The 23,943-nt window shown below is 37.5% G+C and carries 19 protein-coding genes and 1 pseudogene; 13 read left to right on the forward strand and 7 right to left on the reverse strand.

Annotated elements, in window-relative coordinates; all coding sequences use genetic code 11:
• Positions 1–76 precede the first annotated feature (76 nt).
• Positions 77–742: a tetratricopeptide repeat protein gene (locus DYQ05_RS11275; protein WP_020966143.1), complete on the reverse strand. Its 666-nt coding sequence runs from the start codon at positions 740–742 to the stop codon at positions 77–79.
• A gap of 267 nt (positions 743–1,009) precedes the next feature.
• Here DYQ05_RS11275 and DYQ05_RS11280 point away from each other — a divergent pair.
• A pseudogene (locus DYQ05_RS11280) lies at positions 1,010–2,075 on the forward strand (L-threonine 3-dehydrogenase); the annotation flags it as partial.
• 137 nt (positions 2,076–2,212) lie between these two features.
• Here the strand turns inward: DYQ05_RS11280 and DYQ05_RS11285 are convergent.
• Positions 2,213–4,465 carry a heavy metal translocating P-type ATPase gene (locus tag DYQ05_RS11285; protein ID WP_206183447.1) on the reverse strand — a complete coding sequence of 751 codons (2,253 nt, stop codon included), beginning with the start codon at positions 4,463–4,465 and terminating at the stop codon, positions 2,213–2,215.
• A complete protein-coding gene (locus DYQ05_RS11290; RefSeq protein ID WP_024465519.1) occupies positions 4,465–4,818 on the reverse strand; it encodes an ArsR/SmtB family transcription factor in 354 nt (117 codons plus the stop codon). The genes DYQ05_RS11285 and DYQ05_RS11290 overlap by 1 nt, the downstream gene beginning before the upstream one ends.
• A 288-nt stretch (positions 4,819–5,106) precedes the next feature.
• Here DYQ05_RS11290 and DYQ05_RS11295 point away from each other — a divergent pair, with 288 nt between their 5' ends.
• The 4 genes from DYQ05_RS11295 to DYQ05_RS11310 all read left to right on the forward strand — a co-directional run bounded on the left by DYQ05_RS11295 (position 5,107) and on the right by DYQ05_RS11310 (position 9,975).
• Positions 5,107–5,979: a PilZ domain-containing protein gene (locus DYQ05_RS11295; protein ID WP_024467255.1), complete on the forward strand. Its 873-nt coding sequence runs from the start codon at positions 5,107–5,109 to the stop codon at positions 5,977–5,979.
• A 58-nt stretch (positions 5,980–6,037) separates the two neighbouring features.
• Positions 6,038–7,189, forward strand: coding sequence for a tetratricopeptide repeat protein (locus DYQ05_RS11300; protein WP_206183448.1), 1,152 nt, complete (start codon positions 6,038–6,040; stop codon positions 7,187–7,189).
• Between the two features lie 196 nt (positions 7,190–7,385).
• Positions 7,386–9,137: an ABC transporter ATP-binding protein gene (locus DYQ05_RS11305; RefSeq protein ID WP_024469003.1), complete on the forward strand. Its 1,752-nt coding sequence runs from the start codon at positions 7,386–7,388 to the stop codon at positions 9,135–9,137.
• A gap of 88 nt (positions 9,138–9,225) precedes the next feature.
• On the forward strand, positions 9,226–9,975 hold the full coding sequence (locus tag DYQ05_RS11310) for an RNA methyltransferase (RefSeq protein WP_024467257.1): 750 nt from the start codon (positions 9,226–9,228) through the stop codon (positions 9,973–9,975).
• Here the strand turns inward: DYQ05_RS11310 and DYQ05_RS11315 are convergent.
• Positions 9,972–11,222, reverse strand: a complete 1,251-nt coding sequence (locus tag DYQ05_RS11315) for an HD domain-containing phosphohydrolase (protein WP_024467258.1) — start codon at positions 11,220–11,222, stop codon at positions 9,972–9,974. The genes DYQ05_RS11310 and DYQ05_RS11315 overlap by 4 nt on opposite strands.
• 140 nt (positions 11,223–11,362) lie before the next feature.
• On the opposite strand from DYQ05_RS11315, the gene selA reads away from it, so the two are divergent.
• From selA to DYQ05_RS11330, 3 genes are all read left to right on the forward strand, one after another.
• Entirely contained in the window at positions 11,363–12,709 is a 1,347-nt protein-coding gene (gene selA, locus DYQ05_RS11320) for an L-seryl-tRNA(Sec) selenium transferase (RefSeq protein ID WP_206183449.1), read from the forward strand.
• Between the two features lie 126 nt (positions 12,710–12,835).
• Positions 12,836–13,852, forward strand: coding sequence for an ornithine carbamoyltransferase (gene argF / locus DYQ05_RS11325; RefSeq protein ID WP_024467260.1), 1,017 nt, complete (start codon positions 12,836–12,838; stop codon positions 13,850–13,852).
• A gap of 170 nt (positions 13,853–14,022) precedes the next feature.
• Positions 14,023–14,931, forward strand: a complete 909-nt coding sequence (locus DYQ05_RS11330) for a DMT family transporter (protein WP_206183450.1) — start codon at positions 14,023–14,025, stop codon at positions 14,929–14,931.
• A gap of 4 nt (positions 14,932–14,935) precedes the next feature.
• Here the strand turns inward: DYQ05_RS11330 and radC are convergent, their stop codons facing one another.
• A complete protein-coding gene (radC, locus tag DYQ05_RS11335; RefSeq protein WP_020966157.1) occupies positions 14,936–15,664 on the reverse strand; it encodes a RadC family protein in 729 nt (242 codons plus the stop codon).
• A gap of 370 nt (positions 15,665–16,034) precedes the next feature.
• Between radC and DYQ05_RS11340 the strand changes: the two genes are divergently transcribed.
• The 3 genes from DYQ05_RS11340 to DYQ05_RS11350 all read left to right on the forward strand — a co-directional run bounded on the left by DYQ05_RS11340 (position 16,035) and on the right by DYQ05_RS11350 (position 18,752).
• Positions 16,035–17,117, forward strand: a complete 1,083-nt coding sequence (locus tag DYQ05_RS11340) for a TlpA disulfide reductase family protein (RefSeq protein WP_020966159.1) — start codon at positions 16,035–16,037, stop codon at positions 17,115–17,117.
• Between the two features lie 564 nt (positions 17,118–17,681).
• Positions 17,682–17,819 (forward strand): CD1871A family CXXC motif-containing protein, encoded by a 138-nt coding sequence (locus DYQ05_RS11345; RefSeq protein ID WP_187289346.1) that lies wholly within the window; start codon positions 17,682–17,684, stop codon positions 17,817–17,819.
• A 54-nt stretch (positions 17,820–17,873) separates the two neighbouring features.
• Positions 17,874–18,752, forward strand: coding sequence for a 4Fe-4S binding protein (locus tag DYQ05_RS11350; RefSeq protein WP_152513837.1), 879 nt, complete (start codon positions 17,874–17,876; stop codon positions 18,750–18,752).
• A 102-nt stretch (positions 18,753–18,854) separates the two neighbouring features.
• Here the strand turns inward: DYQ05_RS11350 and DYQ05_RS11355 are convergent, their stop codons facing one another.
• Positions 18,855–20,561, reverse strand: coding sequence for an ABC transporter ATP-binding protein (locus DYQ05_RS11355; protein WP_206183451.1), 1,707 nt, complete (start codon positions 20,559–20,561; stop codon positions 18,855–18,857).
• Positions 20,562–20,754: 193 nt separating this feature from the next.
• Positions 20,755–22,992: a tetratricopeptide repeat protein gene (locus DYQ05_RS11360; protein WP_206183452.1), complete on the reverse strand. Its 2,238-nt coding sequence runs from the start codon at positions 22,990–22,992 to the stop codon at positions 20,755–20,757.
• A gap of 307 nt (positions 22,993–23,299) precedes the next feature.
• On the opposite strand from DYQ05_RS11360, the gene DYQ05_RS11365 reads away from it, so the two are divergent.
• Together DYQ05_RS11365 and DYQ05_RS11370 are read left to right on the forward strand one after the other, a co-directional pair.
• Positions 23,300–23,539 (forward strand): type II toxin-antitoxin system Phd/YefM family antitoxin, encoded by a 240-nt coding sequence (locus DYQ05_RS11365; RefSeq protein ID WP_020966167.1) that lies wholly within the window; start codon positions 23,300–23,302, stop codon positions 23,537–23,539.
• A complete protein-coding gene (locus tag DYQ05_RS11370; protein ID WP_024465521.1) occupies positions 23,536–23,931 on the forward strand; it encodes a type II toxin-antitoxin system VapC family toxin in 396 nt (131 codons plus the stop codon). Before DYQ05_RS11365 ends, DYQ05_RS11370 begins: the two co-directional genes overlap by 4 nt.
• Positions 23,932–23,943: the final 12 nt, after the last annotated feature.

Genomic DNA, 23,943 nt, shown 5'->3' on the forward strand with positions numbered 1-23,943 from the left:
GTTTAAAACAGTCTCTTTGTTTTATACAGTTATTATAACACTAAAATTATACTTTTTCTACATTATATAGCCGCATTTAAATTCTTATTCTTTTAACGGCCTCTATGGCGTCTTTATAATCGGGCCAAATTCTTAAAGCGGCTTGAAAGGCGTCCAAGGCGCTTCGTTTTTCACCTGCCGCCTCTCGCACAATACCCAGCCTGTACCACCACAAACCGTTTCCGGGTTCAAGATGTACGGCAATTGAATAAGCAATGTCTGCCTTATTGTATTTTCCCATAATCCTATAAATTTCACCTACAAAAAAATGCGCAACACTTATTCTTTCCCCGTTCGGAGCCATATCAATATAATTTTCCATGTTGCGTAAAGATTCTTTATAATTACCGAGATAAAAAGAAGCTTCTCCCAATGTTTCTATTATTCTCGCATCGCGGGAAACTTTTAAAGCATCGTTACAGGCTATCTCGGTATCCTTATACCGCCCCAGTCTGAAAAGACACCATGTATAAACCGCATAAGAATCCATATTTTTCGGATTGAGGCTAAGTTCACTTCGGCAAATACTTATGGCCTCCGAATAAGCCTTACGGGCATCGTCCCTTCTTCCGATGGAATCAAGACTCCGTCCGTTTCTGTAAAGTTTTAAAGCGTCCGGTTTTTCCTGAGAGTAAACGGCAAAGGATAATCCGAAAACAAAATTTAATATAAAAACAGATTTTAAAAACTTATTATTACGCATTTTTATCTCCAATAAAAACTTTTTACAAAAATCAATTAACTACAACATTTATTTTTACATTGTAATTCCCGTCGAATTTTTAATTGTACACAATTTCGGTAATTATTCAATAGATGTTACCGAAACTTTTTAAAATATAAATATTTTTTTAAAGTTTTATACCTGCCTACTAGCACATAAAATAAAAAGGTGGTAAAATCGGTCTTACATAAACGTTTATGCAGGAAACTTTTTATCGGAAGACTTGCAAAACCGTAAGGAGTAAATATGAACAAGAGAAAAATTTTGGTTACCGGTTCGCTCGGTCAAATAGGAAGCGAATTGGTTATGTACTTGCGAAAAGAGTACGGAAACGATAATGTTATCGCTTCCGACATACGAAAAAAAAGACGTGCCGAAAGTTATAGGAAGCGGTCCGTTTGAAAAACTTGATGTATTGAAAGCAAACAAAACTTTGGAGATTTGTAAAAAGTACGGCGTAAATACCGTTATACATTTGGCAGCTCTCCTTTCGGCAGTAGCGGAAAAAAATCCTAAACTTGCTTATGATATAAATATGAACGGTTTGTATAATATGCTCGAAATTGCAAGAGAACAAAATTATACTTTATTCGTTCCAAGCTCCATTGCCGCATTCGGGCCTTCTACACCTGCCGATAAAACTCCTCAAGATACGATTCAGCGCCCGACTTCAATGTACGGAGTTACGAAGGTTGCAGGTGAGCTTCTTTGCGATTATTATCATAAAAAATTCGGAGTAGATACAAGAGGCGTCCGTTTCCCCGGTCTTATTTCGTATGAAGCGCTCCCCGGAGGAGGAACTACCGATTATGCCGTACATATCTATTATGAAGCGCTTAAAAATAATGCCTACACCTCTTTTATAAAAAAAGGCACTTTAATGGATATGATGTATATGCCCGATGCTCTTATGGCAATTCATAAACTTCTTGAAGCCGATGCCGCAAAATTAAAACATAGAAACGCCTTTAACATTACCGCAATGAGTTTCGCCCCGGAAACCATTGCCGCAGAAATAAAAAAACATCTTCCGAAATTTAAGATAAGCTATGATGTAGACCCTGTAAGACAAGCTATAGCAAATTCATGGCCCAATTCTCTTGACGACTCCTGCGCCAAAAAAGAATGGGGCTGGAAACCGAAATATAACCTCGAAACAATGACAAAGGATATGCTGGAACAGTTAAGTAAAAAATTAAACATCGAGCTTCCGGCAGCTTCAAGACCCGCCGTATCCGTTAAAACAAAAACGGACGCTTCCGTTACGTCTGCAAAAAAAACGGCGTCTCCCAAAAAGCCAAAGACCTCAAAATCAAAAAAATAGATTATTAAAAACCTCTAAAAACTTATGTTTTTAGAGGTTTAATTTTATTTAACTTTAAAAAGAAAAATTTCCGTGTATAAAATTAAAAAAAAACTTTATACGGCATAAATCCGTTTATAAGAAATTTAGGCCTTACGGCATTTCGCAGCCCTAAGAGAATTAAAAACCGCTAAAAGAGCGACACCTACATCGGCAAAAACCGCTCCCCACATATCGGCTATTCCAAAAGCCCCCAAACCTAAAAAGCCGATTTTTATAAAAAACGCTAAGCCTATATTTTCCCACACAATTTTACGTGTAAAACGGGAAAGTTTTATCGCTTCCGCAATTAAAACGGGATTATCGTTCATTAACACGACATCGGCAGCTTCAATGGCAGCGTCGCTTCCGACTCCGCCCATTGCAATTCCGGCATCGGCTCTTGCCAAAACCGGCGCATCGTTAATTCCGTCTCCTGCAAAAATTACGGTACTGTTTTTATTTTCAGCTTTTATTTCAGAAGAAATAGTCTCGAACCGCTCCACCTTTTCATGCGGCAAAAGATTTGCACTATATCTTATCTTAAGTTTTTCCGCAATCTCTTTTGCGGAAACCTCGTTATCGCCGGTAAGCATTTCGATTCTTTTTACTCCTAAAGCTTGAAGCTCCTTTACCGCATCTTCGGAATCGGTCTTTACCGTATCGCTTAAAACTATACAGCCCAAATATTTTCCGTCAAAGGCTGCATAAACCCTTGTTCCGCTTAAGCTATTTTCCGAACGGGAAATTCCGCCGTTAAAATTATCCGAAACGAAAGATTCCGTCCCCGCAAAAAGAGGTTTTCCCTTATACAGTCCGGAAATTCCCTTTCCCGCAATCTCGGAATAATTTTGAATATCGGCTTTTTTAAATTCCTCATATTCCGTTACGCTTAAATTTTCTGCGGCATATTTACGGATTGCGTTTGCAATTGGGTGTCCTGAATGGGCTTCCGCTACAAGAACATAGGTTAAAACCTCTTTTTGCTCCGCCGTAATCATACCCGTATCGGAGGCTCCTTTTGAAGGAATAATTTTTTGAACGCTTAAAACTCCGTTTGTAAGAGTTCCCGTTTTATCTAAAACTACAGCGCCCGCCTTTGAAAGAGCGTCAACATAATCCGCCCCCTTAATTAAAATCCCCTTCTTTGCAGCCCCACCTATTCCGCCGAAATATCCGAGAGGCACGGAAATTACAAATGCACAAGGGCAGGAAATTACCAAAAAGACCAGCCCGCGTGAAATCCACGGAGAAAAACTTTCAAAACCGTTTAAAGGAGCTGAAAAAATAAGCGAATTCAAAATAGGCGGTATTATCGAAATTAAAACCGCAGCTGCCGTAACAATAGGCGTGTACACTTTTGCAAATGCAGTTATAAAGCGCTCCACCTTTGCTTTCCGGTTTTGAGCATTTTCTATTAAGCGCAGCATTTTCGCAGCAGCGGTGTTTTGTACGTCACGCTCGGTTTTTACTATAATAACCCCCGTAAGGTTTACAAAACCTGCAAGAACCTCATCACCCGTTTTTACCGCACGCGGAAGACTTTCACCCGTCATAGAAGAGGTATCAAGTTCCGCACTTCCTTCCGTTATAATTCCGTCAAGAGGGATTTTTTCTCCGGGCTTTATACAAATGAGAGTACCTATTTTTACACTTTCAGGATTAATTAATTTTTCTCCGTTTAAGTCTTCAGGATTATAAATTCGGGCAAACTCGGGGCGTAAATCCATTAAACCTATTATAGATTTACGCGATTTTTCCACCGCCGAATTTTGAACCAGTTCGCCTAAGTTATAAAAAAGCATAACGGCGGCTCCCTCGCTCCACTCGCCCAAACAAAAAGCGCCTATGGTGGCAATACTCATTAAAAAATTCTCATCGAAAATTTTACCGCGTAAAATATTTTTAAACGAAGTAAACAAAACCTTATAACCCGCAGCTGTCCATGAAGCAAGAAAAAATACCGAAGAAAGTTTTAAATTTAAAAAGTTAAAAAGTTTTATATCGTAAAAAATAAATGCAAATAAAATTCCTAAAATAAAAAAAACAGCTGCCGTTCCGAATTGAAAAGCCGTTTGTTTTAAAGAGCCGAAATTTTCTTCACAGCCGCACCCGCAAGCCGAACGGCCATGCCCGGTTCCGCAGCCGCATTTGGAAGAGGCATTTTCACCGTTATGACGTACTCCGCCTTCTTTATGAGTATCTTCACACCGGCAAGTACCGCTTCCCCCGCAACTCTCTCCGTAATGTTCATTTTTATCGTGTCCGTGAACTTCATAAATATGCGCATTACTATGCTCTTTACCGTCTGAATGACTGCAACAGCCGTCTCCGTCTTTATTTGTTTTATAATATGCCATTATCTTCCCTCTCTTATGTGTTCCAACCCTAAGCTGTACAAAATTGCAACATGCTCATCATCAATGGAATAATACATTTGTTTCCCGTTTCTGCGGGCTCTTACGATTTTTGCCTGGCGCAAAATTCTAAGCTGATGTGAAATTGCCGATACCGACATTTCCAAAACTTCCGCAATATCCGCAACGCAAAGCTCGCCTGAAATTAAAGCCGAAACGATTTTTATCCGCGTGGAATCACCGAAGTTTTTAAAAAAATCGCTTAAATCGCTCATAGTTTCTTCATCGGGCATCTTCCGTTTTGCATGTGCTACCGATTCCGGGTTAAAACCTTCCGTAAAATCATCTTCCTGCATGCCTGCGGAAACCGGAGTCGGAGAATTTCCCGCTTCCAAGCCTTCCAAAACGGTTTTAACACGATTCCGTTTATCCCCACTTATAACAATCTCTTTCATTCAGCCCTCCATTGCTCAATTGAATAATTATTCAATTGATTATACGTACAGTATACTTAAAATAAAATATTTGTCAAGCAAAAACCCGAATTTTTTGTACAACATTATGAAAAACTGTATTAAACATTCTTAACATTTCTCCATTATTTTCATCTTGACCTTTTACCGAATAAAGTTTATTATATGCGCATGGCATTTGCATCAAGTCAACAACTAAACAGATATTACGACTTATACAAAGATATAGATGTAACTTTCTCGCGGGAAGTTATTTTAGCTCTTAATTTGGACCCTCGTCAGGCATTTATCCGCTGCTCGGGCGGACAGTGGCCGTGTATTATAAATTCAGCGTCTATGACTAAAGCAAAAATTATTTGCGGAAAAAAAAGCGGTTTTATCGAAAAGCTCAAAGCAGGTACTACGGCAATAAGCCTGCGTTTTACCTTTTTTGAACCTGAAGCAAAAGATACTCTTTCTTTTTTCGTATCGGCAAAACTGATAGGCATTTCATCTTATGAAGCCGGAAATCATGAGCTTGTTTTAATCAGTCTTGAATATACGCAGCGTGCACCTGACGATTTAATTGAAAAACTTGGGATTCTTCTTGAAGCCAATATCAATTCAAAAAAAAGACAGTACGACAGAGTAGTTTTAAATGTGGAAAATTCAAGAAAAATAGGGCTCGTTCAAAAAGAAACCGTTGTTTTTGTAGACGGAATCCCCAGAAGATGTATATTGCGCGATATTTCGTTTTCGGGAGCAAAAATTCTTCTCGTAGGCGTTGCAAACTTTTTAATCAATAAAGATGTAACGGTAAGATTTACTTTTGAAGACCCTCCCGCAGTATTCGGAATAAAGGGAAAAAGTTTAAGAGCCGAACACGTGGAAGGAAGAAAAGACCTTGTGGCAATAGCCATAGATTATTATAGCGAAACTATTCCTATGATGTACAAAATGTACTTAAACCGTTATTTTTCCGTTGTACGTAAACCTCAAGCGGAAGAAGACGGCGAAAATATCGACAATCAAATTCAGCAGACGGACTCTCTGCCCGCAATTTAAAAATGCGGTATATAAATTTATTAAAAATCGGTTTTAAGATTAAATTTTAGGAGAAAAAATGTATAACAGCCTCAACTCTCTTTTATATGTAACCGTACCTGAAGAACAGGCAAAAAAAATGTTTCCTGGATTTGACGGCTCGATTCCGCTGCCGGTTCAATTACCCGAATTTTATGAACCTTCCGATTTTAAGCCTGAAGACCTTGAGCCTGAAATGCTCCTTGCAGGAATGCTTACGGTATTTGCATATAACCGGGAAAATATTCATATAGAGCGTTATCGAAAAATATTCAACATGCTCAAGCCCGATATACGTAAAGAAATGACGGAGGCGGCTATAATAAAAAGTAAAAACGGAGATTTCGATACCGCCGAAGAATTATTACTCGCCTTGGAGGGTTTATTTCCTCAAGATAAGGTTACGAAGCTGAACTTGGCTCTCTTAATGGAAGAAAGAGCGGCATTTTGTAAAACCTCGTCATCGGAAGGCTTTAAAACTTCCGCCTTAAACAACTCATCAATGTATACGGAAAAGGCGGAAATCCTTTACAATGAATTAATCGTTACGGAACCGCCGCTTCCCGAGGCTTTTTTTAACGCCGCCTATTTTTTTATGCAGCACGGAAAATATGAAAAAACAAAATCGTTTTTACAAACTTATTTGCAAATAGAAACATCGGTTTCCGACACGGCGGAAATCAGAAAACAAAAAGCGTCTGAGCTTTTAAATTCGATTAAAAGCCAATCGCTTGACGATAAACTTTTTTCGCAAAGCTATATCCTAATGCAGGAAGGTAATGATAAAGATGCGGCCGAAAATATTAAAATATTTTTACAGCATAATCCCAAAAGTCCCAAAGGCTGGTTTTTATTGGGTTGGGCACTGCGACGTATGGAGCGCTGGGAAGACGGAAAGGCGGCTCTTTTAAAAGCCCTTGAGCTTTTGCATGAAACGGACCGTGAAGAAGAGTTTTTTTGCGAAATATCCAATGAAGCGGCCATTTGCTGTATGGAACTTAATTTATTTAACGAAGCTGAACAACATCTTTTAAATGCCTTATCATCTGCACCTGAAAATATAAAAATAATTTCCAATCTCGGAACCCTCGCCCTAAAACAGGGAAAAAAAGAAGAGGCGGAAGCATTTTTTAAAACAGTCCTTGAGCTTAACCCCAATGATGAAATCGCAAAAAACGTATTGACAAAATAGGTTATATAAAAATTCGTCTCTTGACATTTTTACCTTAACTTGTTAGTATAATTCTGCAATAAATAATAATTGCAAAGATTCTTTAAAAAACGGGAGATGTAAATATGATTAACTATTAAGAACCTCTTAAAACAAAAAGTTTTAGAGGTTCCCTATCATTTTAAATATACTCAACAACAAGGTAGGATAGTTTTTCATGATTAAAAATTTCTTTAAATTATATTTTAAAAGTTTATCGGTTATATTTAAAGCCGATAAACTCCGCTCAAGTTTACTTTCGGCGATAATTCCGCTTCAAGCATTAATGCCGTCTCTTCTCATATATTCCGCAAATAAAATTATAAATGCGGCTTTAGAAAAAAACATAAACGGCCTTCTTATAATCTTATTTATTTGGGCAGCGGCTTTTTTGCTTTCAAATATTTTGCAGCCGGTTTACACTACAATACAGGGCTTTTTAACGGACAAGCTTACGTTTTATTTAAACACTTCGCTTATGAATAAGTCGAAAACGATAACGGAATTATACATTTTTGAAGACAGCCGTTTTTATGATGATGTTGATATTCTGTGTCAGGAAGCAAGCTGGAGACCCGTAAATTTACTGGTTTTCGGAGCAAGCATAATAAGCAGTCTTATTACGGCGGTATCTATGCTTGTTTTACTTGCCGATTTCGGAAGTATTATATCTATACTAATGCTAATTGCAATAATTCCTCAAAGTATTGTTTTTTACGGAATACAAAAAGAAGCTTTTGAGGTTTTGGTATCGAATACTCCGGACGCAAGAAAATTAAGCTATTATTCAAGTATACTGCTTTCAAAAGAAAACATAAAAGATGTACAGTTATACGGACTTTATGATTTTTTTATCGATAAATATACCGAAGCCTTTAAAAAAATCGGTAAGGGAATAAAGCGGAACCGCTTAAAAAAACTTTTAGCCTCGGTTTTCTTTTTATCGGTAAGCACGATAATAAGCGTTTTCGTTTTTAATAAAATTATAGAAAACACTTTTTTCGGAATACACCCGGCAGGAAGTATCTTAGTTTTTTCTTCAAGCATTCTTTACACAACGCAAAGTATTTCACGTCTAGTGGAAGACTCAAGTCTTTTATACGACACGCTTTTGTATATGCAAAAATACTTCGATTTTATTTCTCTTCCTGCAAATAAAGGCGAAACAAAACTCTTATCCGATACTTGTTTTAATAAAATTATTTTCGACAATGTTTCGTTTAAGTATAAACCGAACAAAGAATTCGCTTTGCAAAATATTTCCTTTTCGGTTTCCCGCGGAGAAAAAATTGCAATTGCAGGCGAAAACGGAAGCGGTAAAACTACAATGATGAAGCTGCTTTGCAGATTTTACAAACCTGCTTCAGGGCAAATAAAATTTGATGATACATCTATAACGGAGTATGATATTTTCAAATACAGAAAAATAATCGGAGCGGTATTTCAAGATTATGCAAAATTTGATTTAACGGTACGGGAAAACATAGGACTTTCCGATTTGAAAAATTTAAATAACGATGATAAAATTTTATCCGCTTTAAAAAAAGCCGGCTTTGACAAAACATGCAAACCGGACACTCTTCTCGGAACTCAATTTGAAGACGGACGCGATTTATCGGGAGGTCAATGGCAAAAATCGGCAATAGCCAGAGCCTTTTTCGGTAATTTTAAAATTCTTATTTTGGACGAACCCACAGCCTCCCTTGACCCCCGTTCCGAATTCGCTCTTTACGAAAGATTTTTGGAATTGGCAAAAGGCAATACCGTTTTCTTTGTTACTCACCGTCTTTCTACCGTAAAAAAAGCGGATAAGGTGTTAGTTTTAAAAAACGGAAAAATTGAAGGCTTTGATACTCATTCCGTATTGATGGAAAACAACGAATATTATGCGGAGCTTTATAATATGCAGGCAAGCTCATTTCAAAACTGAGGCTTATTTAAGACTCAAACAGAAAATATCATGCCCTTTAATTTTTTCCGTAAAAAGTGTATTTTCTTTTTAAACGGAAACGGAGCTTATGAGTTTTAAAACGGTTATTATTTTATGCCGCCCCGAAACAAGTATGAACATAGGGGCGGTTTGCAGGGTTATGGCAAACACCGGGTTATCCGAACTTAGAATAACGGGCAATAAAACGGATTACAACGAAACGGAAGTACTGAAACTTGCCTTACACGCAGACTATATTTGGAAAAAGGCAAAATTTTTTCCTCCTACAGCCGACGGATTAAAAGAAGCGGGGGCGGACTGCTCCGCTCTTGCGGGCACTACCCGCCGCACAGGACAAAAACGAAAAACGCGGGGTATTACACCGGAAGAACTTTGCGGCAATATAGAAAAATTTTACGGAACAAGTTTAGGTATCGTTTTCGGAAATGAGAGAACCGGACTGACCGATGAAGAGCTTAACCAATGTACCTTTGCAATAAACATTCCGGCGGAAAAAAACTTCGGCTCTTACAATCTGTCCCATGCGGTTTTAATATTGGCATATTCCCTTTACTCTTCGCAAAAAAATTACCGCCGCACGGAAATTCCCGTTGAGCAAAAATCAAACCTAAAAAAAATACGGGAAACTTCTAAAAAAATATGCTCATATCTTACGGACTTGGGAATGTTTAAAACAGGCGGCAAAAACGAAAACGAAGCTTTTTTTACAAAACTCTTATCTTCCGCAGGAGCTTCCGAATTCGATACCGAACATTTGGAAGGAATTTTTAAAAAAATTTTTTATATAAAAAACAATTCCGAAGACAAAGGCGTCTAATCGGCAAAACGTTTTTTTATTCCCTGAATACGCGGAAGCACTTCAAAAAACGCTTTTACAAGTTCCGGGTCGAATTTTGCTCCCGACATTTTTTTTATCTCTTTAAGAATCTTATCTTCACCCCAAGCCTCTTTATATGTGCGCTTTGAAGAAAGAGCATCATAAACATCAGCTAAGGCGACAATCCTCGCTCCTAAGGGAATCTCTGCGCCTATTTTTCCTTGAGCCCTGCCCGTTTGCGGATTGATTTTTATAGGAGAGCCGTCCTCCAAATTGATATGCCCCGGATACCCCGAACCGTCCCAATTTTCATGATGATTTAAGGCAATTTCACTTGAAAGAGTATCAAGATAGGATTCATCTTTATTAAAAAGCTTAGCCCCTACCCAAGTATGAGTTTGCATTAAAAAAAATTCTTCTTCGGTTAATTTACCGGGCTTTTTTAAAATTACATCGGGAATTGCAATTTTTCCTACATCGTGCAGCATTGCGGCAATTTTTAAAGCATCTCTAAAGCTGTTTTGTTCTTTTTGCCGAACCGAATTGTTAAAAGCCCAACGGTCATAAATTTCCACCGAATAGTTTGCAACTCGATTTACGTGCATTCCCGTTTCCATAGGGTCCCTAAGCTCGGCCATCTTAATCATTCTCATAATCATAGAACGCGTCAGTAAAGCCCTCTCAAGGGTAATACTGGCATTTGAAGCAAAATGACTTAAATAAAGTTCATCATCATGGGTAAAGGCTCTGGGTCTTCCGTTTTCGTCCAAAGCATTTAAAACCTGCAAAACACCCAAAAGCATTCCGGATATGGAAAGTAAGGGAATTGCCAAATTGGAAACGGTTTTATAACCGGTAGCCTTATCGGTACCTTTGCCGAATTTATACGGCTTATCTTTACCTATGTTATAAACGTCCGGCACATTTATAAGTTTTTTCATATTGGCGGCGCAGCCTGCTATCGTCGAATTGTTAATGGGAAAATCAAAAAAAACATAAGGAGGTTTTTGGCCGGCGGGAAGCTCTTTTTGCAGAGTATCGTTTTGCGCATAATGAATTATAAGCTTTCCGTTTTTTGCAATATAAATAGAGCCTGCATCGGCATTTACAACGCTTCTTGCCTGAGCAAGTATTTGCTCCAAAAGAACGTCAACGTCCTGTATAGTGTGCAAAAGAGCTTCCGTTTCTATTATCTTTAAAAGGATTTCTTCCCGTGAAAGATTTTTAAAATTTTTCTTGATACTCATCGAAAATATTATAGTATATTGCAATCAAAATGTCTAGTTTGAGTTTTTTGTCAATACCCCCACCCCCGCTTTTTTATAATAAAAAAATAATTTTATTTTAATTTATTGACATACGGCTCTTTCTGCTTTATACTGCCCGTATGAAAAAAACAAACGAAAATCCGCTTGCAAAAATTCCGCAAACGGAAAAAATCTTAAATGAATGTATTTTAAAAGAAACAATAAAAAAAATAGGAAAGCCCAACGTCGCAAAAGCGGCTTGTTTATATTTGGAAAAGGTAAGAAAAGAAGCTCTTTTAGGTAAGGCCGTCCCTTCGATTACGGAATGTGCCGAAGAAGTAAAAAAATTATGCATTCCTATTTTGCGCAAACGTATTACACCTGTAATAAATGCAACGGGAATAATTTTGCACACCAATCTCGGACGCTCTCCCTTGCCTGAAACAATTTGGGACGCTGCAAAGGAAGCCGCTTCTTCATATTCTTCGATAGAAATGGATTTAACCGACGGCAGCCGCGGAAAGCGCTTTGAATTTTTAAATGAATGTATGTGTCTTCTGACCGGAGCGGCTTCCGCAGTTATGCTTAACAATAATGCCGCAGCCGTTTTTTTAATGCTTAAGGCCCTTGCGGGAAACAAAGAAGTAATTGTTTCAAGAGGGCAACAAGTACAAATAGGCGGAGGTTTTAGAATTCCTGAAATTTTAGAAATGGCAGGCTGTAAATTGGTTGAAGTCGGAACAACCAATATAACAACCCTTGATGATATAAAAAAGGCAATTAACGAAAACACCGCTATGCTGCTTTGGGTTCATACCTCAAACTATAAAATACGGGGCTTTACCGGACAGCCTGAAATAAGAGAAATAAAAGAAATTTTACCTGAAAACGTTATCTTAGCGGTTGACCAGGGTTCCGGAAATTTAAGTTTAAATGTACCGGAAGAGCCCTCCGTTTCTTCCATTTTAAAAGAAGGAGCCGATTTGGTTTGTTTTTCGGGAGATAAAATTTTAGGAGGCCCGCAGGCAGGCTGGGTAGCGGGTAACGCCGATTATGTAAAAACAATTTCAAAAAATCAGCTTATGCGGACTTACCGTGTAGGAAGGGCTGTTGCAAGTTTAATGCAGGAAACTTTGGTTTTTTATTTAAATCAAGGCGAATCGGCTGCGGCAAAAGCGTTAAATACAGAAACCGAAAAAATAAAAAAGCGCGCGGAAAAAATAGTTTCCATGCTTCCGCAAAACAAAGCGGAAGTTATAAAAAAGCCTTTTTCTTTAGGCGGCGGAAGTACTCCGGATACGGGATTTCCCTCATGGGCGATTAAAATTAAATCGGCAAAAACCGCAGAAAAAATAAAAACGGAATTACGCGGAATGGAAATTCCTATAATAGGCTTTATAGAAGACGGAAACTTTTTTATTCACCCTGCAAGCATACCAGAAAAAGACGATGAATATGTAATCGGCTGCGTAAAAAAATGTATATAAAATTTTTATAAATTAAAGACTTTCCGCAAAGCGGGAAAAAACCGCAAGTCTATTAGGTACTGGATTTTTTTTCGGAAACCTGATATATTCACAACAGGTTTATAAAACTTTATAAGGAGTTTAAAAATGCTGAAAGAAATACGCGGAAAAAGCGCAAAGAATTTGCGCGGCAGAAGTTTTTTAAAATTGTTGGATTTCACTACGGATGAAATCCGCTATTTACTCGATTTGTCTAAAAATTTTAAAGACATGAAACGGGCAGGAATTCCTCACCGCTATCTGGAAGGAAAAAACATTGTTCTTTTATTTGAAAAAACATCTACAAGAACACGATGTTCTTTTGAAGTCGCAGGTTATGACCTCGGTATGGGTGTTACGTATCTTGACCCCAATTCATCTCAAATGGGGCACAAAGAATCAATCGAAGATACAGCCCGCGTTTTGGGAAGAATGTACGACGGAATTGAATACAGAGGTTTTAGCCAAGAATTGGTAGAAACCCTTGCCGAATATTCGGGCGTTCCCGTATGGAACGGCTTAACCGACCTTTTCCACCCGACTCAAATGTTGGCCGACCTTTTGACAATTGAAGAAAAATTCGGTTATCTTAAAGGCTTAAAATTCACATATATGGGCGATGCCAGAAACAATGTAGCAAACTCTTTGATGATTGCTTGCGTAAAAATGGGAATGCATTTTACTGCCTGCTCGCCGAAACACCTTTTCCCGACGGAAGACCTCGTAAAGCAAGCTAAAGAAATTGCAAACGAAACAGGCGGAAGCGTAACCTTAACCGATGACGTAAATGCCGGAACAAAGGGAGCTCACGTTCTTTATACCGATATTTGGGTATCTATGGGCGAACCCGACAGCGTATGGGAAGAAAGAATTAAACTCTTAAAACCCTATCAGGTAAACAAGGCCGCTATGGATAATGCGGACAAAGATGCTATATTCCTGCACTGTCTGCCTTCTTTCCATGACCTTAAAACGACAAAAGGTCAGGAAATCAATAAAAAATTCGGCTTACCCGAAATGGAAGTAACAAACGAAATATTCGAATCTTCCAAATCGGTAGTTTTTGATGAAGCCGAAAACAGAATGCATACAATAAAAGCGGTTATGTACGCTACAATGTGCTAAATAAACTGTTATTGCACTCTTTAGTCGAAGCTGAAGAGTGCAGTTTTTATAAAAACCGCTATAAACCAATCACGAAGATTAAAGTATAAAACAAAACCTTATTCTGTATTCGAATTTACTATTCACCTTAACCGAAGTTAAATTTTATATATTTTTAAGGATTAACTTTGATGAATTCCAAAATTTCAATATTATCCCGTTTAGCCCTATTGGTTACGGCAATAGTATGGGGAAGCTCCCTAGTTGTGGTAAGTTCTTCTTCGGATTTTTTTAAGCCTAATTTTTTACTTGCAATCAGATTCAGTATAGCCTGCATTCTTTTATGCATAATCTTTTTTAAAAAACTGAAAACGATAAACAAAAGCTATCTTGTTAACGGCTTTATTGTAGGCTTTGCTTTGTTTATTGCATATTCAAGTCAAACTTTCGGAGTTACCGCCGCAGGAGGACTTCCGGGAAGAAGTGCATTTTTATCGGCATCATATTGTGTTATAGTTCCGTTTTTATCGTGGGCAATAAATAAAATGCGACCGGATAAATTCAATGTAATCGCAGCATTGTTATGTATAACCGGAATCGGTATTACATCTTTTAAGGACTTGGCTGCCTCTTCTTCAAGTATAACCTCAGGCGACTTTTACGCCCTGCTAAGCGGTCTTTTATTTGCAAGCCATATAGTTGCCGTTACACGCTTCAGTAAGCGTAAAGAACCCGTTTTAATGACAATAATCCAATTCGGAGCCGCCGCAGTTTTTTCATGGATTACTACTTTTATTTTCGAAGATAACGGCAAAACCGTTTGGAACACCTCTTCGGTTTCGGCGATATTGTATTTATCGATAATGTGTACGACCCTTGCCCTTTTATTACAAAATATCGGACAAAAATATACGGAACCGTCCACCGCTGCAATCATACTCGGACTTGAATCGGTATTCGGTATAATATTTTCAATAATATTTTACGGAGAAAAAATCGATTTTTATTCCGTAACGGGGTTTATTTTAATTTTTGCAGCCATAATAATTTCGGAAACAAAGTTGGAGTTTTTAAAAAAGAAAAACTTTGTACACGGATAACAGGTTAATAATTTGAGGAAGTTCTCATACCGCCTAAACCGCTTTCCGTAAAATGCTCAGAAAGGCTTATTTCATTTTGAATAAAACTGTAATAATCTCCCGAAGGGACAAGAATTATATGGTCTAAAAGTTTTATTCCTAAAATATTTCCCGCTTCATATAAACGGTTTGTCAGTAAAATATCTTCCCTTGAAGGCAACAAATTACCCGACGGATGATTATGAGCTACGATTACGGAAGCGGCGCGGTCTTTTATTACATCGGAAAAAACTTCACGGGGATGAACCAGAGTTTTTGTCAAAATTCCTATACTCACAACCCTTGCCGCAATTACCTCGTTTGCTCCGTTAAGTGAAACGCAAATAAAATGCTCTTGAGAACGTCCCGCATAATGCTGCAATAAGGGCACGACATCCGAAGGATGTTCTATTACTCTTCCTTGAGTATTGTAATAACGCCGGCCCAATTCCATTGCGGCCATTACAGATGCAATTTTAGAATCCCCCATACCCTTAACGGAACGTAAATATCCTTCTATTTTTTCAGGTTTTATTTTATCTATATGAAAAATTATATCTTCAGCTAATGCCTTTACGGGCTTATCTTTAAGTCCTGTTCTAAGTAAAATTGCCATTAACTCGGAATCATTTAAACTTTCCGGGCCGCGTTCCAAAAGCCTCTCCCTCAAATCCGGTTTATGCACAAATCCGTTAATTTTTTTTATTTCTTCCATACCTAATATATACGTATTTTTTTTAAATTTAACGAAAAACTCAAAAAAAAATCCCTCCGGGAGTATGCAAGCCGGAGGGATCAAGAATAGAGTATAAACCATTCATAGAAAAATACTTTTATGAACGCTTTTGCAAGAGAGGTCTGGGAAACCTCCCTTAATCTGTGCCTATAGTCAAGTTACCATATTCTTACATAAATGTCAATAGGTTTTAACAAAAAAAATACATTTTTTTATAAAAATTTACAAATTTTTCTTAAAATTTTACCGTTTTTTTACAATAAAACCGATTTTACGATAAAATTTACCTTGTATAATAACAAAAGCTCTGTTATAATATACCTGCATTTCTATTTCAAGGAGGATTTGCATGAAAAAAATTTATAAAATTTTGTTTATCACAGCCGTTTTTTTTACTTTAACGGCGGCATTGTTTGCAGGCGGAACAAAGGAACTTGAGCCTACAGAGGAAGAAAAAGAAGCCGGCTGGCGGTATTTTATGCCTATCGGCTTTAAGCTTAAAAGACCGGCATTTTTTGACGCCTACGGCGACAACCTCGACACCAATGCGGTCGACGGTAAAAACGAGGCTCCCGAAAGTCCCCTGTATGCGGCATATGAATACAAGTTTTTTTCTGATGAGTTGATAGAAATTTATACCGAACTCATAAACGACAAAAAACTTTCGCGTGAAGAAAAGCACGAAAAATTCAATGCGGAAATAGCTCCCAAGATAAAACCCATTTACAGTTTGATTGTTTTAAAAACACCTTTAATCGAAAATAAGCCCCTTGAAGAAATTACAGGATATCCTTACAACGATGTTATCAGAAAAACAAAGGAGTTTACTCAAATTTTATCGATTGCGGAGTTTAATGCGGAAGGCTTAAGCGCCGAATCTGCCGAAATTTACAAAACTATGATTTCTCAAGTCAAACCCATAAGAGACACCATTACCTGTACGGACCCTATAAGTCCTGAATCCGTTATGTTGGGAATCAAAAACTTAAAATTCGAAACAATCGATTTGGAAGGCGGTAAGGTAACAAGCGATATTTTAAAAAACTACGATGTTACTATGATAAATATCTGGGCAACATGGTGCCCTCCCTGCCGTGCAGAATTACCGGAAATTGCAAAACTTTACGAGTCGTTCAAAGATAGGAATTGCAATATTATAGGAATAACCGGAGATGTAAGCCCGAAAGAACAAGATGCTCTTGAAACTGCAAAAAAACTCATTAAAGATGCAGGCTGCAATTATACGGTTGTCCAAAACAATGAAAGCTTTAAGCCGTTATTTAGAGGCTTAGTCGCTTGGCCGATGACCATTTTCGTAGATAAAAAAGGAAATATAATAGCCTCTTCGGAAGAAGACCTGATTGTAGGAAGCAGAACGTTTGAAGAATTTACCGAAGCTATGGAAAAAGCTATAAATACGGTCAAAAAATAAAACAATATCGTACCGGATAGTCCGTTTTAACGATTATTCGGTACAATCAGGTAACCGTAGCCGCCTTTCTATGTTATAAATAAAGGGAAGAGCAAACGTTAAGTTAAAAGCTTTTTGTTTGTTTTTTTGAAGTATGCGGGGAATTACTGTGCCGTTTTACAAAAAAGTAATCGCCGATGTGCAAAAAAATTTTATAAAGAAGAATACACTTTGCGGTTATTTTTATTCAGATTTTGTACTTACCGCACTTATTTCAAAATCCCTCAAATTAAAAAGCTCTTTTAAAAATTAGTCCTGTTTAACGGATTCGGGCATGTTTTTAATCTGCACAACGTTATTACATTGCACGGATTAAATTTAAAGTTTTGTTTAAAAGCAAAATCGATGCCGTAATATGCCGTTTCGCAACGCAATAAGAAACGGTAAAAATAAACACTCTTCGGAATTTGAAAATTCCTTGCGGTTGTTTATTTTATAAGAGTTTTAATAGGCGGGAATTCGTCATCTTCGGATTGGCGGATTTATATTTTAAGCAGTTAAATTTTAAAATTAGGAGTTAATCAATTGAATAAGAAAATGGCGGCGGCAATTGTAATTGTTTTATCCCTGGGAATGATGCTTTTCGGGATTTACCGAGGAGAGGTTTCGGTCGTGCTTAAAAAAGCAATAAATATCTGTATGGAATGCATAGGAATAGGCTAAAATGAAAAAACAAAAACTTTAAATAAAAAACGGCATATAATTCACGCATTGGGAATGTTGGCCGTAGACGGAAATTTAAGAGGGTTTTTAGAAGGAAGAATCTATAAGGGCCCTTTAAAAAAAGCCTGTGTTCCGGTTTTAAATTGTTATTCATGCCCCGGAGCCCTTTTCGGATGCCCAATCGGTTCGATTCAAGCAACAATCGGAAGCAGTAAATTCAATTTGGCTTTTTATGTTGTAGGTCTTTTGAGCTTATTCGCTATAGCTGCAGGACGATTATTTTGCGGTTATGTTTGTCCGTTCGGTTTTTTTCAAGACTTATTGGATAAAATACCCGTAAAAAAATTAAAGGTACCGAAAAAAATAGCCGGCGTACTTAAATATTTAAAATTTTTGATTTTGGCATTTTTCGTATTTATTTTACCTTTTGCTCTTCAAGATAAATACGGAACAAGCGACCCGTACTTTTGTAAATATATTTGCCCGTCGGGAATTTTATTGGGAGCTTTGCCTTTAATTGCGGTAAATAAAACTTTGGTTGCAGCACTCGGAACCTTATTCAGCGTCAAATTTACGGTATTGATAATAATGGCAATTTTATCGACAATATTTTACAGACCCTTTTGCAGATTTATATGCCCCCTAGGAGCTTTTTTAGGCATTTTCAATCCTATAAGTTTATACCGTTTAAAAATTAACGATAAATGCATTAAATGCAGAAAATGTGAAAGAACATGTAAGATAGATATTCCGACATACAAAACGCCGAACAGTCCGGAATGTATACGATGCGGGGAATGTATCAAGGCTTGTCCCGTCCATGCCATAGAACACAGCTTTTTGTTTATGGAAAAAGACGCGGGAAAATTTAAGCCTGTAGAAAGACCTGCAAAGGTAGGTTTTATACGCCCCGAGCCGGCAAAAGCAAAATAATATTATTCCTTGCATTAAGCGTATATACAAGCCGCTAATGCAAGGTTAATTTATACAATACATACTATCTTAGCCCGACTCTAACCTTATTTTATTTAAAGCTCATTTACCATCCTGTGCCTGCCATAAGGTTTTATAATAACCGTCTTTTTCAATTAAAGCCGCATGAGTACCTTTTTCGGTTAATATGCCTTTTTTAAAAACCAAAATATTATCCGCATTTTTAATCGTCTTTAAACGGTGGGCAATAACAAGCACGGTTCTGTTTTTTGCAAGCTCGGTTACGGCATCTTGAATAAGCGATTCGTTTACAGGGTCTACATTGCTGGTCATTTCATCTAAAATCAAAATAGGAGCATTTTTTAAAAATGCTCTGGCAATGGAAATACGCTGCCGCTGTCCTCCCGACAAAAGACCTCCGTTTTCTCCGATATGGGTTTTATAGCCTTCAGGAAGCGTCATAATAAAATCGTGAATGCGGGCTTTTTTGCAAGCGTCAATTATTTCCTTTTCGGAAGCGCCTTTTTTCCCCACCCTAATGTTTTCTTCTACGGTATCGTTAAAAAGCTGAACATTTTGCATAACAATACCGATACGATTTAACAGCTCATCGTAAGGAATATCCCGTATATCGGTACCGCCTACGGTGATACGCCCCTTTTCAACATCATAAAAACGTAAGAGTAAATTCGTAACCGTTGTTTTTCCTCCTCCGGATTCGCCTACGAGTGCGGTAGTTGTATTTTCTTTTATATTAAAGCAAATATCCGAAAGCAAAAACGAATCTTTTTCATAGCAAAAATAAACATGCTCAAAGGAAATTTCATTTCCTGAAGGAATATAGCCGTCCTGTCTGTCGGCTACGGAAGGTGCAAATAAAATTTTTCCCAGCCGTATATAACTGTCTGCGGCGGACACATAATACATATAATGAGTTTCCATTAAAGCAAAGGGTTTATAAAATTCTTTTGAGATAACCGCAAATAAAATAAAGGTCAATACCGTAATGCTTCCGTTTAATGTAAAGATTCCTCCCGTTATCAATAATCCCAAATAAGCGATATCCAATAAAAATGCAAAAATCGACAACTGCTTAGCTTTAAAAGCGGAAGCAGCCTTGCTTGTCATACCGAAAATTTCCGTTTTTTCCGCAAGAGAAATATCTAAATTTTTATTGTTTGAAAAACTTTTTAATACCGGAATCCCCCGTACGTATTCGGTAAACAAGCTGACCATATCCGCCAAAGCGGAGTTGTTAGTATGTTCTTTTTCTTCGGAACGCTTAAGGCTCAAGGCGAGAAAGCCTAATGCGGGAAAAACTCCCGCCGCCATAACCGCTGCAAGGCGGATATCCGAAACTGCAAGTCCTACAAACACAACGGCGGAAATTAAAAAATCCCCTATCATTCTCGGCCATACGTGTCCCGCTACCATAGACATCGTATCTACATCTTTATGAAGCACCGTACTTATTTCGCCCAGTCTCTCATCGGTGTAAAACCCCAAACTGAAAGTTTTGAGTTTTATAATCATTTTTTCGCGTATTTGCTGTACAATATCAAATCCCGCATTGTGCTTTTCCAAATCGGCAAGCATATTACATACACCCTTAAATACTACCGAGATTGCAAGTGCAGTAAAATACATGTATAAATTCGATATGTTTCCTTTTGTAATTTTAAACAAAAGAAAAAATACAATTACAATCATCGCAGAAGAGCTTAGCCCGTACAGCGCAAAAAATATAGCCGACAGTACAAGAGAGCGTTTCCCGCTTTTTGTAAAAAGTTTCATTATTTCTTTAAACATAAATTGTCCCCTTGGATACAGTTATCCGGAATAAACAAATTTAAATTCAATAATAAATTTATATTCAATTTTGTCAAGAGGGAATTATTTAAAATGCTTATTTTCTTAAAAAAAGACCGTATCGTTTTAATTACCGATTTTTTCAGTACTTCTTTGAAAAGTCTTTTATGAATATTTATTTAACCGACGGTTTTTAATTTATCTTTCTTTTTGTCTGTTTATACAGGTTTTCCAAATCGGCCTTAAGTTCTTCGCTTTCGCCCAACTCTTCCATAGCCGTACGTAAGGTAATTTCCGCCCTTGCATAATCTCCTTTTTCGGCCGCAACTACGGCAATAAGCCTATAAATACGTTCGGAAGGTTCCATATCCAAGGCTTTTACCAAAAGGTCATCCGCATCGTTTAAAAAACCTATTTGAAGAGAGTTTTCCGCCTTATCCGTTAGAAGTTCCGCATCTGCGGGACGGAGTTTAATTGCTTTTTGATACCAAACATCGGCCAGCTCGTATTCTTCATCAAAAAATAAGGCGTTTGCAAAAATATGAAAAGCCCTGGCCCGGTTTCTTTCGGCGGCAAGGTCGGCGGTTCCCGCTTCTATATCGAAAAGAGGAGCGCACTCTTTTAAACGGCCTTGAAGTCTAACCGCTTCCATGTAGTTTTCTAAAATAACTATTTCATCGGGAAGAATTTTACGGGCCTTTTCAAGTTCCGCTTCAGCTGTAGAAAAATCGTCTTTATCCATTGCACAAAGCCCTTTTAAATTGTAAACCCATCCGTTACCGGTATCCAAACGTTCGGCTTCGGCTAATATATCCGAGCAGTCTTCTCCGTTTAAATAAAGGGCTTCGGCAAGACGGAACGCATAAAGTCCCGCTTCAGGTTCAAGTTTAAAGGCTTTTTTAAAGGCCTTTATAGCTTCATTTGCATTTTTATCTTCGCATTTTTCGGAATCTTCCGCTTGTAAAAGAAGTCCGTACAAGTACCATATGGCGGAATCCTTTGTTTTACCGGCACAAAGTTTTTTAATGTTTTTTAAGGCTTCCGTTTTGTTTTCAATTGCATAGTAGAATTTACCGGCAAGAGATAAGGTGTTTTCATTATCCGGGTCAAGCCGCTCAAGAGCGTTAATTACATCGGCCATATCCTTGTACTCTTCTCCGGCTAAAAAAAGATTTCCGGCCTTTATATATGCCTGTACAGCCTCTTCTCTTTTGCCGGCAAGCGAAAGTTCATTAGCTTCATTATATTTTAATAAACCTTTTGTAGGCTCAAGATTAAAAGCGGCGCCGTACATTTCCGCAGCTTCCTCATGTTTTCCTTCGGCATTCAATAAATGCCCCTTTAAAGAACAAAGTAAAACGGAGCTTTTTATCCGCGTTTGAGGTATTTTTTTAAACAAGGTTTTTAATTCTTTTATTTTATTTCCCCGATAATAAACACTTGCCAACTCCTGCATAACCTCAACATTGTCGGGCTCAAGCTCCGAGGCATTTAAAAATTCTTTTTCGGCTTCTTCAAGCAAGTGCTGGGCAAAATAAATTCTCCCCGCCAATATATAATCTTGAAATACCGGCTCCCTTAATTTCCAAGCCTGTTTAATTTGATAAATTGCCGCAACATACTGACCCATTCCGAAATAAGTAGTCGCCAAGTTAATATAGCTTTCGGCGGAAATCGTTTCGGGCGCATTTGCAGCGGAATCGGCGGTTTCCACTAAAAGCGCTTCGGAAACTATTTTAAAACTTTTAAGCTTAAATTGAACTTGCGGGTAAGTTTCCCAGTTTTGTCCTGCAAAGGCAATTTTTCCGGCCGCCTGAACAATATCCGAATCGAATTTACCCAGCCAAGTATTGTTTATAAGAATTGTAATACCTGTTCCCGCACAAATTATTTTAACTTTAAAAACCGAATTTAAAATTTCGCACAAGGGTTTTGTCCAGCCGATAATCGGCATGGGAGTACTGTTTACAACCGCATCAAGCCTTACCCAGCCCTTATCGGAAATTAAAAGAGCGTAAAATGCCTTGTCGCTTATATGGCGGAATAAAAGTCCCGCAGCGCAGGCACCGGCATTATCGGTACGCCCGTTATCGTTTATATTTTTTACGGTATCTTCTTTAAATTTAGGCAATTCTATTTCGGCATCAAGAACAAAATCCTTGTACCTGAACATATTATTTAAGGTCCAAGCATATAAGTGCTTGCGTTTAAGTTCAAGAGAAAAAAACGAACCCGTATCTTCCGTTTTAAATAAAGCTTCATAACCGTCTCCCCTTTCTTCGGAAAAACGGGCTTGTGTTTTTTTTGAAAAATCCGCTTCCCAAATTTCCCGTTTTATTTCTTCGGTATCTATTTGCGGATTTTGTTTTGCTTCTTTTCTTTTTTGCAATTGGTGTTTAACGTAATCGATATATAATTTAAGTCTTCCCATAGCTTTAAATTTACACGAAAAAAAAGGTTTAGTCTAGCAGGGAATACGGTGCCCGGCACTTTTCAAAACAAACACGTATCAAAAAAATGCCTAACACAGTTTTTAAAGCCGACAGGCAGTCAGGCTACCTGCGGTTTAAAACACTGTTAGGTTGACACCTACGGCGCAATGAAATAGATAAAATGTTTTATTATTAATTTTAAAATACCAATTAATAAAAATTCTTAAGATAAAGAAACCCGTATATAATACTGAAATACAATGTGCACAACTTGACAATGTTGTACATGTATATTATTATATTTATATGAAAACATTACCGGTAGCCGAAGTAAGAACAAATTTCTCCGCGCTTTTAAAAGAAGTGGAATTAGGTAACGAAATCGGTATCTCATTCGGTCGAAAAAAAGAAACAATAGCTGTAATTGTTCCGATTGAAGAGTATAAAAGAATAAAAATGAAGAAGCTCGGTACATTGGAAGGGAAAGTAAAAGTTGAATTTAGTGAGAATTGGACAATAACGGATGAAGAGTTTATTAATTTATGAAAATCCTATTAGATACGCACTATTTATTATGGGCATTTATTGATACAAGTAAAATACCTCAGTCGGTTTATAATAAACTATTAGCAGATGAAAATGAGGTTTTTTATAGTCAGGCCAGTTTATGGGAAATATCAATAAAATTTAACATGGGAAAATTATCTCTAAATGGAATGAAACCTGAAGGTTTCTATGAAGAAGTAGAAAACAGCTTTTTAAAATGCAGGCCTTTTAAAAGTGATGAATTAATTACTTTTTATAAATTACCAATAGAACACAAAGACCCATTTGATAGAATTATGATTTGGCAATCAATAAGGTCCGGTTACTATTTTTTATCTGTTGACAGTAAGGTAGTAAATTATAAAAAATATGGCTTAAAAATTTTGTCCTAAAACCCGTTTCAA

Source organism: Treponema pedis, from assembly GCF_017161325.1.
Taxonomy (GTDB): domain Bacteria; phylum Spirochaetota; class Spirochaetia; order Treponematales; family Treponemataceae; genus Treponema_B; species Treponema_B pedis.

What these genes read in the sequence shown, in the direction of transcription:
- DYQ05_RS11275 (WP_020966143.1), bottom strand. Translation starts at nt 742, where the DNA reads ATGCGTAATAATAAGTTTTTAAAATCTGTTTTTATATTAAATTTTGTT.
- DYQ05_RS11285 (WP_206183447.1), bottom strand. Translation starts at nt 4,465, where the DNA reads ATGGCATATTATAAAACAAATAAAGACGGAGACGGCTGTTGCAGTCAT.
- DYQ05_RS11290 (WP_024465519.1), bottom strand. Translation starts at nt 4,818, where the DNA reads ATGCAGGAAGATGATTTTACGGAAGGTTTTAACCCGGAATCGGTAGCA.
- DYQ05_RS11295 (WP_024467255.1), top strand. Translation starts at nt 5,107, where the DNA reads ATGGCATTTGCATCAAGTCAACAACTAAACAGATATTACGACTTATAC.
- DYQ05_RS11300 (WP_206183448.1), top strand. Translation starts at nt 6,038, where the DNA reads ATGTATAACAGCCTCAACTCTCTTTTATATGTAACCGTACCTGAAGAA.
- DYQ05_RS11305 (WP_024469003.1), top strand. Translation starts at nt 7,386, where the DNA reads ATGATTAAAAATTTCTTTAAATTATATTTTAAAAGTTTATCGGTTATA.
- DYQ05_RS11310 (WP_024467257.1), top strand. Translation starts at nt 9,226, where the DNA reads ATGAGTTTTAAAACGGTTATTATTTTATGCCGCCCCGAAACAAGTATG.
- DYQ05_RS11315 (WP_024467258.1), bottom strand. Translation starts at nt 11,222, where the DNA reads ATGAGTATCAAGAAAAATTTTAAAAATCTTTCACGGGAAGAAATCCTT.
- selA (WP_206183449.1), top strand. Translation starts at nt 11,363, where the DNA reads ATGAAAAAAACAAACGAAAATCCGCTTGCAAAAATTCCGCAAACGGAA.
- argF (WP_024467260.1), top strand. Translation starts at nt 12,836, where the DNA reads ATGCTGAAAGAAATACGCGGAAAAAGCGCAAAGAATTTGCGCGGCAGA.
- DYQ05_RS11330 (WP_206183450.1), top strand. Translation starts at nt 14,023, where the DNA reads ATGAATTCCAAAATTTCAATATTATCCCGTTTAGCCCTATTGGTTACG.
- radC (WP_020966157.1), bottom strand. Translation starts at nt 15,664, where the DNA reads ATGGAAGAAATAAAAAAAATTAACGGATTTGTGCATAAACCGGATTTG.
- DYQ05_RS11340 (WP_020966159.1), top strand. Translation starts at nt 16,035, where the DNA reads ATGAAAAAAATTTATAAAATTTTGTTTATCACAGCCGTTTTTTTTACT.
- DYQ05_RS11350 (WP_152513837.1), top strand. Translation starts at nt 17,874, where the DNA reads ATGTTGGCCGTAGACGGAAATTTAAGAGGGTTTTTAGAAGGAAGAATC.
- DYQ05_RS11355 (WP_206183451.1), bottom strand. Translation starts at nt 20,561, where the DNA reads ATGTTTAAAGAAATAATGAAACTTTTTACAAAAAGCGGGAAACGCTCT.
- DYQ05_RS11360 (WP_206183452.1), bottom strand. Translation starts at nt 22,992, where the DNA reads ATGGGAAGACTTAAATTATATATCGATTACGTTAAACACCAATTGCAA.
- DYQ05_RS11365 (WP_020966167.1), top strand. Translation starts at nt 23,300, where the DNA reads ATGAAAACATTACCGGTAGCCGAAGTAAGAACAAATTTCTCCGCGCTT.
- DYQ05_RS11370 (WP_024465521.1), top strand. Translation starts at nt 23,536, where the DNA reads ATGAAAATCCTATTAGATACGCACTATTTATTATGGGCATTTATTGAT.